This window comes from Chroococcidiopsis sp. SAG 2025, assembly GCF_032860985.1.
GTDB lineage: Bacteria > Cyanobacteriota > Cyanobacteriia > Cyanobacteriales > Chroococcidiopsidaceae > Chroococcidiopsis.
In genome coordinates this window covers 976,366-988,673 of sequence record NZ_JAOCNC010000001.1, presented here as the reverse complement: position 1 = coordinate 988,673, position 12,308 = coordinate 976,366, and the positions used below count along the sequence as shown (strand labels likewise).

The following is a 12,308-nucleotide window of genomic DNA, read 5'->3' as shown; positions in this document are numbered from 1 at the left end:
GTTGATGTGGGTGTGGGGTGTGGGGTGCAGTGGATTGTTAACTGGTCACTGGTCACTGCTCCCTCTGCTTCCTTGTCTCCCTTGTGTCCCTACTCCCTGCTCCCTGCTTCTTGCTCCCTGCTTCTTGTATCTAACCATTGTTGCAGAATTATGGCAGCTGCTTTGCGATCAATCAGAGCTTTGTGTCGCGAGGGGGAGATATTTTCGGCGTACATGAATTGTTCTGCTTGAAAAGATGTCAGTCGCTCGTCTACAAATACTAAGGGGAGGTCGAGCGCTTTGGCGATTCTTTTCGCCACTTTTTGGACTTGTCGAGCTTGAAAACCCAAACTACCGTTCATAGAGTACGGTAGTCCAGCTACTATTGTTTGCGCGCGGCGCAATTGGACGAGGGACTGTAATTGGGCTAAGTCCTCAGCAAAAGATTTACGCTCGATCGTCATCAGACCTGTCGCAATCAGACCCGTACCGTCGCAACCAGCTACTCCAATCCGCTTGCGACCGATATCTAGACCCAAAGCGGAAACAAACGCTTTAGGCGTTTTAACCACACCAGTGGACGGCGATCGCATCTGTTCAGTCACTCTCTCGTTCTGTTTTGGGTGAAGTGGATTCAGTTGGTTGGACGATCTCGTCAGCCCGCTGGCTGGCGTATTTAATTTGTTCTGTGGGTAAATTTTGCTGTCCCGTCCTTGATGGTGGCTTGCTAGGCTGGATGGTTTCTGGTGCTGGCTTGCCTTGTCCTGCCCATGACATCCCTCCAGGGACGGGTTTACGGGCTGGTTGCAGTCCTTGCAGCACTTCGTGCCATTGCATCCCTTCCAAAGAAACGAGTTTTGATTCCCGTAGCTTGTGCCAGACGGAACGAGACATCATCAGCGTGTGTTCGATGCGGTCTGCACCAATTTGTTGTAAATACTCTTCTCGTTCTGGTTGGTAATCTGCTGAAGCCAGACGCAAGGCTTGGGGAGGAAAATCTTGAGCGATGCGGGCAAGTTGAGTTAGCAGTTCGGGATAAAGCCAAGTATAGGCGGGATGAACGGTCAGCGTTGCTTCGTGTGGCTGGTGACCGCGACGGCACAAACGAACTTGAAAATAGCCGATCGCAGCTTTGCGCTGCGGTTCAAATACATAACCGCTGACAACTTCCGTTTTGCTTAACCATTGTTTAACGCCTTCGATCAACCCACCGAACAAACTCGTTTTGAAGTCGTCGGCGTTGCGATCGAAGACTTGCCTCACTAAAGGAGGCATGGAGGCTGTATCGAGTTGATAGAGCAGTTGGGCATCGGCATTACCGATTGGTAATAAGTTAGGTAAATCTGGTTCCCCTAACGCCAATTCTTGCAACAAAGCGGGAGCAATCTCCCAGTAGGTGAGTTGCGCCAGAGTTTGAAATCCGTTTTGGCGATAGAGTGCTAGTGCTTCCTTATCATTGACATTGACTTCTAACAGCCATGTTCTAGCTTCTCGAATTGACTCGAAACAGTGGCGTAGCAGTTGAGAGCCTATTCCTTGAGCGCGGACTTGGGGAGTAACGGCGACTCGCTCTACTCTCCACGTACTGCGAGTGCGGTTGAAAGGACAGACTTGGATCGTGCCTTGAACTTGGCGATGTTGCTCCGCGACATGAAGGCAGAATCGGTATTGAAGGGGGTTAGGAAACAGGCGAAAGAACTTCAGCAACCAATACCAACTGTGCAGCCAGTGCAATTGCTTTTGCAGCTCGGCGACAGCATCTGGATTATCCGTTTCAACCGACTCTTGGTAAAGCCGCTCTATTGCTTCCAAATCTCGGTATTGGAAGGGACGAATGACAACGTTAGAGTCTTGGGGAAGCACTGAAGGCATGGTTGGGTGTGCTACTAGGTAGCTTTGAGTAATGAAAATGAAAGTGCTGCCATTATCTTAACGGTTTTCTGGCGATCGCCGTCGAGCATAGCAGGAAATTTGCGCTTTAGTTCAGCATGGACTCACCGAATATCTCAAAAATTTCACTATTGTTCAAGCACCGTTCTTATCCAAATATTGGGTTTGAAGTGTCTTCAGTGTCAAACTACAATCGGTAATTGAAATGCTCGGTTGAGTATCTCAATTACCGATTGTTAACTTTATGTGTTGATGAATTGCAGATTTTAGAGCTGTGATTTGCGCGAGAAATTCTCTGATTTAAGAGTTTAGTCAGAGAATTTGGCGAGAAGCTAATTTTTCAATAGTTGCTTGAGTTTGCTGGAGTAATTGTTCGCGACTATCAACCACTGTTTGGGTTAAAGAAGGCACGAGATTGCGAGCTTGTAGCGCCATATGCAGTTGGAGATGGGCAACGTACTCGCTTAAATCTTCCCGCACCCAATCGCTTGTGAGTCCCTCTGATTGCATAGCTAACTGTGTTCTCCTTATTTCAGCTGGCAAGCTGTATATCCAGAATAGAAATTATCATTATATGTTTGCCATCTTTTGCACTTTGCAATAAAGTGTAATCCTTAACAGCCATAAGGATGGAGAAATGTAAAGTTCTCTGACTTGCGATCGACCATCCCTAACCCCTGATTTCTCAACCCCCTAACTTCTATCAAGTCATGCTGTTGTTTAGTGGCGATCCACACGGGGATTTTCGACCGATTATTCAGGCAGTTGAAACCTACTCTCCCGCAGCAGCAATTTTGCTGGGGGATTTTGACTTGGAGCGATCGCTTTGCGAAGAACTAGAGGCGATCGCGGCAAAAACTGAGATCTGGTTTATTCCTGGCAATCACGATGCCGATCGCGACGAGTGGTATGATAATTTGTTCAATTCTAAGTTGGGCGATCGCAATCTTCACGGACGAGTTGTAGAAATTGCCGGGAAGCGCGTTGCTGGGTTGGGAGGAGTGTTTCGAGGCAAAATTTGGATGCCTCCAGCCGCACCTAAATTTTCGACTCAACAAGATCTACTATCTACTTGCAGTCGAGGCGAACGCTGGCGCGATCGGATTCCCCGCAAACATCACGTAAGCATATTTTGGCAACAATATCAAGCTTTACGTTCTCAACAGGCTGATATTTTAGTGACGCACGAAGCCCCATCTTCTCATCGCTACGGTTTTAGAGCGTTGGATGACTTAGCTATGGCAATGGGCGTAAAATCTATTTTTCACGGGCATCATCACGAACACTATAGGGCGACAATTGGGAACGGGATCGTCGTACATGGCGTAGGGGAGGCGGGGGTGGTGGATGAGCTGGGAAAGGTTTTAATTGTGGGAAAGTAGATCGTCGGTTATCAGTTATCAGTGACCAGAGGTAGTTGGTAGTTGGTAGTTGTTGGTTGTTGTTCCCGATCGCTCCCCTTGCTTCCTCAGCTCTCTATTCCCGACTCCCTAATCCCTACTCCCTACTCCCGCTTTCCCTTAAGCCGATCGCAATTTTACTGTGTTGCTCGATTTGCGTCATGACTTGTTTTGCGCGTTGAATGACAACTGGGGGTAAACCTGCTAGTCTTCCGGCTTCAATTCCGTAGGATTTGTCTGCTCCGCCTGGTTGAACTTGGTGTAAGAAAATAATGCGATCGGGCAATTCTTTGACTGTAACTTGGTAGTTAGCTACGTTAGATAAAATTGAGGCGAGTTCGTTCAATTCGTGGTAGTGGGTAGCAAAAATTGTGCGGGCGCGAATTTCTGTAGCTAAATATTCTGCTACTGCCCAAGCAATTGATAGTCCGTCAAATGTTGCCGTACCTCTACCAATTTCGTCTAATAATACTAAAGATCTTGCTGAAGCGTGGTTGAGGATATTTGCTGTCTCGTTCATTTCTACCATAAATGTAGATTGCCCCGTTGCTAAGTCGTCTACTGCACCAACGCGGGTAAAAATGCGATCGCATATGCCCAATTCTGCCGATTTAGCAGGCACAAAACTCCCTACTTGTGCCATTAATTGAATCAAACCAACTTGGCGTAAGTAGCAGCTTTTACCACTGGCGTTAGGACCAGTGAGAATGATTAAATCTGGTAATTGGTCATTGGTAGTTGGTAGTTGGTAGTTGGTAGTTGCTCCCTTGTCCCCCTTGTCCCCCCTTGTCTCCCTTGTCCCCTCAGCTCCCTCAGCTCCCTCAGCTCTCTTATCCCTGCTCCCTATTTCAGTAGAATTAGGCACAAAAAATCCTGCGGGTATAGATTTTTCGACAACTGGATGTCGCCCGTCTACGATGTTAATTTCTCGTCCTGAGACAATTTCTGGACGGCAATAACCTTGATATACTGCAACTTCGGCAAAGCCACACAAGACATCGGCTGCGGCTATCGCACGGGAGACGTTACGAATCGCGTCGGCTTGTTCTCCTACTTCTGTTCGCAGTTCGGTAAAAATATCGTACTCTAGCTGGTACAAATCTTTTTCAGCCGTAAGGATACGCGCTTCTCTTTCTTTTAATTCTGGCGTGTAGTAGCGTTCTTCGTTTTTTAGAGTTTGCTTGCGAATGTAGTTAGTGGGAACTTGGTCGGCTTTGGCACGAGAAATACTGATATAGTATCCAAAGGTGTCGTTGTGACCGACTTTTAATGTCGGAATTCCCGTTCTGGCTTTTTCATCAATTTCAAAATTAGCCACCCACTGCAAATCTTCTTCTAATAGTCGCCGCCTTTCGTCGAGTTGAGAATTGATCCCAGGACGAATTAAATTTCCTTCTGTGAGGTGGATGGGGGGAGATTCAACTAATTGCGCGCGCAGTTTATGCCCCAATTGTTCTAAATCTGAGGGGAATTTTTGTAAAGTACGGAGATAGGGCGATCGCGTTTCTGTGACTAACCTGGCTAATTCTGGTAAGCGCAACATTGACTCTGCTAATGCAACTAAGTCTCTCGCATTTGCCGTTCCCGAACCAGCCCTACCACTAAGTCTTTCTAAGTCATAAATTTGGCGTAAAAGCTGCCGCAAGTCGTGCCGCAAGGAACTATTTTCTGCTAGTTCTTGAATTGTATCTTGCCGCGCTCGAATGCCTTTAATATCTAATAGTGGTTGCAAAAACCATCGTTTTAAAGCCCGACTCCCCATTGCTGTAGTTGTTTTATCCAAAGCCCATAATAGTGAACCGATAAAAGTTCCATCTCTCACGGTTTGGGTTATTTCCAAGTTGCGGCGAGTTTGATGATCGAGAATTAAGTAGTCGGTAATTGCATAAGTGCGTAGTTGTTGCAGGGGAACGTCACTTTCTTTTTGCGTATCTTCGATATATTCTAATAATCCACCCGCTGCACTCACGGCTAGGGGTAAATCTTCACAGCCAAAACCTTCAAGCGATCGCACTTTAAACTTTTGAATTAACTTTTGTCTAGCTTCACCCGTGTTAAAACTAGATTGCGATCGCAAACAGTAACAAAATGATGGTGGTAAGCATTCGGGAATGTGTTCTGATGTTTCCCCTGGACGAAATAATGCTCCTACATCTGGTGCTTTGGTGGGAACGAGAACTTCAGATGGTTGTAGTCGCAGTATTTCTTGGGTTAATTGTTCTAAATTGCTCCCTTGTGTCGCTAAGAATTCTCCCGTTGAGATGTCTGCGTAAGCTAAACCCCAGTGATTTTTGGCGATCGTTACTGCTGCGAGATAATTATTACGACTAGCTTTCAGCATTCCATCTTGCAGCAGAGTCCCTGGAGTCAGGATGCGCGTCACTTCACGCTTGACTAAACCTTGTGCAACTGCTGCGTCTTCAACTTGATCGCAGATAACGACAGCATACCCTTTTTCGATCAACTGAGTCGTGTATCGTTCCCAAGCGTGATGCGGTACGCCTGTCATCGCCACCCGTCCAATTTCGCCACCGTGTTTGCTGGTGAGAACGAGTTCCAATTCCCGCGAGACTATGACTGCATCCTGAAAGAATGTTTCAAAAAAATCTCCACACCGATACAGTAATAAAGAATGGGGATGCTTCTCTTTTACTTCTACATAATGCTTATACATTGGCGACAGCTTACTTTTATCTATCTGCCGACAGTCAGTACAAGGTTGTATGGGTGCTTGAGATTCAGCAGCAGTCGGAGTGGAAGGAACTTTCATGAATCGCTCGTACTACAGTCTTTTACGACTTTACCGTAGGTAGATGTGAGACGATCGCTGTTTTTGTTACTCACTGCGATCGCTTGCCTCGTCTATTTTAGCTGTCAAGGTGGTGAAGAAGCATAGTCGAGAGAATATGTTACGAAGTGCGATCGCTCTTATATGCTTCTACAACTTTACTAATTACCAGATCGTCTTGAAACTGGTTCAAATAAACTAGTGCTTCTTCCCTAAGCATTTTTAATAAACTAGTTGCACTTGCTTCTTTGACAGAATCTTCTGTGTAAGTGCATAACTCTAATAACATATCCACAGCATCTTTACCTCTATATGCACTTAAAATGCGAGCCAGTGTTTCTAGAACCTCGATATCCGTGCAATCTAATAAAAATTCTAAATCTTCTGCTTTAGTTTTCTTTCCCCCTTGAACTATTGCATGGACTTGAAACAAAATATCTGGAATAACAATACTATTTGTTACTGATTTTAATTCTTGTATCAGTTCTGAATAGTTTTTAGTTTTCTCAGGTGGTTCTATTCTTTCCCTCAGCTTTCTCGATTTAATCGAACCTATAGGTATACATACGGGACATGCACAAGTCGGTTTATTGGTATGCGCTGCTGGGGAATATCTCCAACCTGTAACTTGTGGTAGATATTTAATTTTATGTATTTCTTTACTCTGAATAGACCGAGGTATGATAATTTCATAGCCTTGAGCATCTGACCGACTCATAATTAAAGCGATCGCACGATCTACAGTTAATTGAATATGGATTTGATTATAACGACCTACCCAAACTAATTCTTCTGAATCGAGACGAAAATAAACACCAACAAAATTTTTTTGTCCACTGCACTTGAGTTCTCGTAGCCATTGATGAGTTAAATAGTGGTTTTGTAAAACTGGTAAACAATATACAGCTTTTGCAATTAGTTGGTATTTTTGTTGTTCTTCTAGTTCGTAGCAAATGCTTGTCTTATGTCCGAGTATTCCAGAACGAGTCACTCTAGAAATATTTTTGTGAGAAGTCAAATGAACTAAAATTGGCATTTCCTTAGCTGCGATAGGAGATTGTTTGATGATAACTTACATAAAATTAGTTTTAACCGCAATTATTTGGGGTGGCACGTTTGTGGCTGGTAGAATAGTCGTGCAAACTATGGAACCGTTTACAGCTGCTTTTTTTCGCTTTGCAGTTGCTTCAATTTGTTTGTTAATCTTGACGCAAAAGATTGAAAGACGCTTATATAAACTTACAAGAAATCAAGCTATTCTAGTAATTTTATTAGGCTTGACAGGGGTTTTTAGTTATAATGCTTTCTTTTTCCTTGGTTTGCAAACTGTCCCTGCTAGCCGCGCTGCTTTAATTGTGGCGCTCAACCCTACTTTTATCGCGCTTGGAGCTGCTCTATTTTTCAGGGAAAAATTTAACAGTCTCAAATTACTAGGAATTACGACTTCGCTAACGGGTGCAGCAATTGTCATTAGTAAAGGTCAAATTGTAAATATATTTAAAGGTAGTATCGGTTGGGGAGAAGTTTTTATTTTTGGCTGCGTCCTGAGCTGGGTAGCTTATACTCTGATTGGTAAATCAGTCATGAAATCTTTGTCTCCCTTAGCCGCTACTACATATGCTTGTATAATAGGTGCGATCGCGCTGTTAATTCCAGCTTTATTTGAGGGAATAACTCAAGACTTCATGCAGTTTCCTCTTGCTGCTTGGCTAGGAATTTTCTATCTAGGAGTTTTAGGTTCTGCAATTGGTTTTAACTGGTATTATGAAGGAGTGGTAGCAATTGGTGCTGCCAAAGCCTCAATTTTTATTAATTTAGTTCCCGTATCTGCGATCGCATTTGCTGCTTTATTATTGCAGGAACCGATTACTGTTAGTTTAGTTTTGGGTGGGGTTCTAGTTGTCGTCGGAGTCTTTTTTACAAATAAGAGTTAACCGTTGAAGAAATGCAATTTACTACATCTCTACATTAGGTTCATCTATTTTGATTTATTTCCTGAGCGTCCCCACTTCTAAAAAATCTAAAATAATTTGTCTTGCCGCAGGGACTAAAGGTAAAATGCGATCGGCTTTGGGTGAATAACAACTCCCGTGTTGAATTTGTTCGGGAGTTAATAAAGCCATATCCCAACCTTCCTTTAAGACGAGTTGGTCTAAATCTACTGTTAGTGGTGCGTGGAAAACATGGCGCTCTACTTTAGGATCGGAGTAACAGCCGACTTCAGATATAGAAGGGGGAAAATAAGTAATTTCTTCCTGTAATTCTCGAATTACAGCCTCATGTGGCGTTTCGCCTGGGTCGAGATGTCCGCCAAAAAAGCCCCAGTGTGCAGGATAGACAATATTAGGAATGTCGTCACGTAACTGGAAGAGAAATTTATTGTCACGATAGAGGATAGCGATCGCCACGCGAACGGGTTGATGAGTCATAATTTTGTAAGAATTAACCTAACGGGTGGGAGTTTGTACCTGCTGTTCCTCTACATAGATTTCCCCAAAATCTTGACCTGCGATCGGGATACTCTGAAAATATACCTTACCTTCAATTGAGACAGGTGTTTGCAGCCGCACATTCGTTCTTTTTGTCAGCACCCAAATTTTCCCTGTGGAGTCTTGCAGTTGATACATCCGCCAACCAGCCAAAGGTATTTGTTGTACGACTTTACCTTGGAGGCGAACGGTAGTTCCATTGCCTGTCTCTGGCTTAAGTTCGCCAATCTTAAAAGCAGTTGTACCCATCAAGCCAATACCATTCATTGCATACTGGGGCAATCTATCGCAACCAAGCAGTCCCACGACGAGCAATGAGTAAATAGCGATACGGAAGACATAATGTAATTTGTCATTCATTAATTTCGTGTTGGTTGTTGGTTGTGAGTTGACGGTTAACTGGTCACTGGTCACTGGTCACTGTTCCCTGTTCCCTGTTCCCTGAAAACTGACAACTGATTGCTTAAACTATATAAGTCAAAACAGTTATAACTGCCTTTTGACAAAACCATTTTAAAAAAGTTCCCTCAACGGCGATGAACGCAAAAACAGCGAAGATACTAGATGGCAAAGCTTTAGCTCAAAAAATACAGACAGAGTTAACGACACTGATTCAGGCGCAACAACCGCAAATCGGAAGAACCCCAGGGCTAGCAGTAATCATGGTGGGGGATAATCCTGCTAGTGCTGCCTACGTGCGCAATAAAGAGCGGGCTTGTACTAAAGTAGGAATTGCTTCTTTTGGAAAGAATTTTCCTGCCGATGCTACCCAAGCAGAAGTCGCACAAGCGATTCAAGATTTAAACCAGGATGAAAGAGTAGATGGGATTCTCGTTCAACTACCATTACCCAATCATTTAGATTCTGTCGCTTTACTGCATCAAATTGACCCAAATAAAGACGCAGATGGATTGCATCCAGTGAATATGGGACGGTTGGTTAGGGGAGAATCGGGTTTACGCAGTTGTACCCCTGCTGGCGTAATACGGATGTTACAGGAATACCAAATTTCTTTGCAGGGTAAACAAGCCGTAGTCGTGGGGCGGAGTATTTTGGTTGGAAAGCCTCTAGCTTTGATGTTACTAGAAGCTGATGCAACAGTCACGATCGCCCACTCGCGATCGCATAACCTTGCAGCCATTACTCAAACAGCAGATATCCTCATTGCTGCTGTCGGTCGTCCTAACATGATTACTGCCCAAATGGTCAAACCTGACGCTGTAGTCATAGACGTGGGAATCAACCGCATTATCGACTACGAAGGTAACAGCCGCCTGGTTGGAGACGTAGATTTTGAGTCAGTGCAAGAAGTTGCCGAATTGCTGACCCCAGTTCCAGGTGGCGTTGGTCCTATGACAGTCGCCATGCTATTGCACAATACAGTCTGGAGCTATTCTCAAAAGGTTAATGGGTAATGGAGACAAAAAAGTCAAAAGTTAAAAGTCAAAAGTCAAAACTAAGGAGACAGAAGAAAGCAGAGGAGCAGGGGAGTAGAGGAGCAAGTCCAGTTACTAGCCACTAGCCACTGATAACTGACAACTGATAACTGATAACTGACAACTGCCAATTTCTCGTAAAATTGTTACGGAGACGACAGCACCTAAAGGAAACAAGGCATGGTAGCAGCGGATAACCTTCAGATGCCTCATAATGAAGCCCCGTTTGACCTCTCAGCTTACTTGAAACAACGCCAAGTAGAAGTTGAAGCGGCGCTGGAGAGTTCGATTAGAGTCACTTATCCAGAAAAAATCTACGAGGCAATGCGCTATTCGCTTCTAGCAGGAGGAAAGCGGTTACGTCCGATTCTCTGCTTGGCTACTTGCGAAATGGCAGGAGGCACGGTAAACATGGCAATGCCTACGGCTTGTGCCTTAGAAATGATCCATACGATGTCATTGATTCATGATGACTTACCAGCTATGGATAACGACGATTACAGACGCGGACGGCTGACAAATCACAAGGTTTATGGTGATGATATTGCGATCCTGGCTGGAGATGGTCTGTTGGCTTATGCCTTCGAGTATATTGCTACCCAGACTAAAAATGTACCACCAGAGCGCGTATTACGAGCGATCGCTCAGTTGAGTCACGCTGTTGGCGCGGCGGGGTTAGTTGGCGGTCAAGTTGTAGATTTGGAGTCAGAAGGCAAGTCAGACGTGAGCGCAGATACTTTGCACTTCATTCATACGCATAAAACCGCTGCACTACTAGAAGCTTGTGTTGTCAGTGGAGGTGTTTTGGCGGGGTTAGAAGAATCAGATTTGCAACGGCTGTCACGCTATGCTCAAAATATCGGACTTGCCTTCCAAATCATTGATGATATTTTAGATGTCACGGCGACAGCAGAGGAATTAGGCAAAACTGCTGGCAAAGATTTACAAGCGCAAAAAGTCACATATCCCAGCCTATGGGGTATAGAAGAATCCCGCCGCCAAGCACAAGCATTAATTGCTACAGCAAAGGAAGAACTAACTCCATTTAGCAAGAAGGCACAACCACTAATTGCTTTAGCTGACTTCATCACCAACCGCAAAAACTGACACTTATCAGTTGTCCGTTATCAGTTATCAGCGACTAGTTATTAAGAACCAGTTTAACCGTTAACTGTCAACTATTAACCAACAACAACCAACAACTATCAACCTTCATCCCTCATCCTTTCAATCAAACCTCATGCAGGACATTGGCGACATTCTCAATAACAGCGTGCTGCTAGTTGCTGTCATAGCTTGTCTAATTGCTCAAGCAGCAAAACTGGCAGTCGAACTACTGAAAAATCACAAATTGGATTTTCGCGTTTTGTTAACTACTGGCGGTATGCCTAGCGCCCATTCTGCATTGGTCACAGCCTTAGCTACGGGGGTCGGTCAAACAGCAGGTTGGGACAGTCCAGAATTTGCGATCGCGACTATTTTTGCCATCATTGTTATGTACGACGCTGCTGGCGTGCGTCAAGCCGCAGGCAAACAAGCCCGCATTCTCAATCAAATGATGGACGAGTTATTCAGCGAACACCCCGAACTGAATGAAGACCGCTTAAAAGAATTATTGGGACATACGCCTTTCCAAGTCATTGTTGGTTCTATGTTGGGCGTATGCATTGCTTGGTTTGTCAATACTTTGTTATTCACACCTACCTACCCAGTACTAGCGGCGGGAGGCTAATCAGTTATCAGTTGTCAGTTATTAAATAGTTGTCACTAGACTTGTTATCGTGAATAAAAACATTGGCTCGGTCGGTAAATTTGGTTGTTATTTGCTGGTTGTTCCTGATTAATAATTTTGTAGAGACGCGGTATATCGCATCTCTACATCGATAACTGATACCTAACAACTGATAACTGATTACACCGTTGTCAATGAAGCTATAGGATCGGGAATAGTATCAGAGGGAGCTTGAAATTGCCCGGTGATGACAAACTCTAATCGCAGTTTTAGCCAAGTAATAAACTGAGAATTAGTAGAAATAATTGCTGCTGCTGGCTGTGGACATTTGGTTTTAACTTCCCGCATTTCTGGTGCTTCTAAAAAGGCAGGTTGTTTCACTAACCAAAAATCAATTTCTTTTTGTTTTTCTAAATAGTCGCGAGTGCGTTCTTTCAACACTTCTTCTAAAGGTTCTTCTTCAATTAAAAAATGCTGACTGGCTAAAACGTAGTAGTAGGTTTTCATTGTTTTGATGGTAATTGGTAATTGGTAATTGGTAGTTGGCGAGATGTGAGAGGCAAGCGGTAAGAGGTTTTGCTACCTCGGCTCCCG

The 12,308-nt window shown here is 44.2% G+C and carries 13 protein-coding genes; 5 read left to right on the top strand and 8 right to left on the bottom strand.

The window, feature by feature from the left end; translation table 11 throughout:
- Positions 1-89: 89 nt before the first annotated feature.
- From ruvX to N4J56_RS04755, 3 genes are all read right to left on the bottom strand, one after another.
- Positions 90-572 carry a Holliday junction resolvase RuvX gene (gene ruvX / locus N4J56_RS04765; RefSeq protein WP_410500421.1) on the bottom strand — a complete coding sequence of 161 codons (483 nt, stop codon included), beginning with the start codon at positions 570-572 and terminating at the stop codon, positions 90-92.
- A 4-nt stretch (positions 573-576) separates the two neighbouring features.
- Entirely contained in the window at positions 577-1,851 is a 1,275-nt protein-coding gene (locus N4J56_RS04760) for a GNAT family N-acetyltransferase (protein ID WP_317105403.1), read from the bottom strand.
- 330 nt (positions 1,852-2,181) lie between these two features.
- The gene (locus N4J56_RS04755) at positions 2,182-2,379 is read right to left on the bottom strand and encodes a hypothetical protein (RefSeq protein ID WP_015153471.1); all 198 of its coding nucleotides are present in this window, start codon (positions 2,377-2,379) and stop codon (positions 2,182-2,184) included.
- A gap of 200 nt (positions 2,380-2,579) precedes the next feature.
- Here N4J56_RS04755 and N4J56_RS04750 point away from each other — a divergent pair, with 200 nt between their 5' ends.
- Positions 2,580-3,251, top strand: a complete 672-nt coding sequence (locus N4J56_RS04750) for a metallophosphoesterase (RefSeq protein WP_317105402.1) — start codon at positions 2,580-2,582, stop codon at positions 3,249-3,251.
- Positions 3,252-3,366: 115 nt separating this feature from the next.
- Here N4J56_RS04750 and mutS read toward each other — a convergent pair whose 3' ends face one another.
- Both mutS and N4J56_RS04740 read right to left on the bottom strand, forming a co-directional pair.
- A complete protein-coding gene (gene mutS, locus N4J56_RS04745; RefSeq protein ID WP_317105401.1) occupies positions 3,367-6,039 on the bottom strand; it encodes a DNA mismatch repair protein MutS in 2,673 nt (890 codons plus the stop codon).
- Positions 6,040-6,178: 139 nt separating this feature from the next.
- Positions 6,179-7,093, bottom strand: coding sequence for a HEAT repeat domain-containing protein (locus N4J56_RS04740; RefSeq protein ID WP_317105400.1), 915 nt, complete (start codon positions 7,091-7,093; stop codon positions 6,179-6,181).
- Between the two features lie 28 nt (positions 7,094-7,121).
- Here N4J56_RS04740 and N4J56_RS04735 point away from each other — a divergent pair, with 28 nt between their 5' ends.
- On the top strand, positions 7,122-7,991 hold the full coding sequence (locus tag N4J56_RS04735; RefSeq protein WP_317105399.1) for a DMT family transporter: 870 nt from the start codon (positions 7,122-7,124) through the stop codon (positions 7,989-7,991).
- A 54-nt stretch (positions 7,992-8,045) separates the two neighbouring features.
- On the opposite strand, the gene N4J56_RS04730 is transcribed toward N4J56_RS04735, so the two are convergent.
- Together N4J56_RS04730 and N4J56_RS04725 are read right to left on the bottom strand one after the other, a co-directional pair.
- The gene (locus N4J56_RS04730; RefSeq protein WP_317105398.1) at positions 8,046-8,486 is read right to left on the bottom strand and encodes an NUDIX hydrolase; all 441 of its coding nucleotides are present in this window, start codon (positions 8,484-8,486) and stop codon (positions 8,046-8,048) included.
- Positions 8,487-8,504: 18 nt separating this feature from the next.
- The gene (locus N4J56_RS04725; protein ID WP_317105397.1) at positions 8,505-8,960 is read right to left on the bottom strand and encodes a hypothetical protein; all 456 of its coding nucleotides are present in this window, start codon (positions 8,958-8,960) and stop codon (positions 8,505-8,507) included.
- 122 nt (positions 8,961-9,082) lie between these two features.
- Here N4J56_RS04725 and folD point away from each other — a divergent pair, with 122 nt between their 5' ends.
- The 3 genes from folD (at position 9,083) to N4J56_RS04710 (ending at position 11,714) form a co-directional block, all read left to right on the top strand.
- Positions 9,083-9,961 (top strand): bifunctional methylenetetrahydrofolate dehydrogenase/methenyltetrahydrofolate cyclohydrolase FolD, encoded by an 879-nt coding sequence (folD, locus tag N4J56_RS04720; protein WP_317105396.1) that lies wholly within the window; start codon positions 9,083-9,085, stop codon positions 9,959-9,961.
- Positions 9,962-10,162: 201 nt separating this feature from the next.
- A complete protein-coding gene (crtE, locus tag N4J56_RS04715; RefSeq protein WP_317105395.1) occupies positions 10,163-11,089 on the top strand; it encodes a geranylgeranyl diphosphate synthase CrtE in 927 nt (308 codons plus the stop codon).
- Between the two features lie 133 nt (positions 11,090-11,222).
- Positions 11,223-11,714: a divergent PAP2 family protein gene (locus tag N4J56_RS04710; protein WP_015153461.1), complete on the top strand. Its 492-nt coding sequence runs from the start codon at positions 11,223-11,225 to the stop codon at positions 11,712-11,714.
- Between the two features lie 180 nt (positions 11,715-11,894).
- Here the strand turns inward: N4J56_RS04710 and N4J56_RS04705 are convergent, their stop codons facing one another.
- Positions 11,895-12,221, bottom strand: coding sequence for an MgPME-cyclase complex family protein (locus tag N4J56_RS04705; protein ID WP_317105394.1), 327 nt, complete (start codon positions 12,219-12,221; stop codon positions 11,895-11,897).
- Between the last annotated feature and the right edge of the window lie 87 nt (positions 12,222-12,308).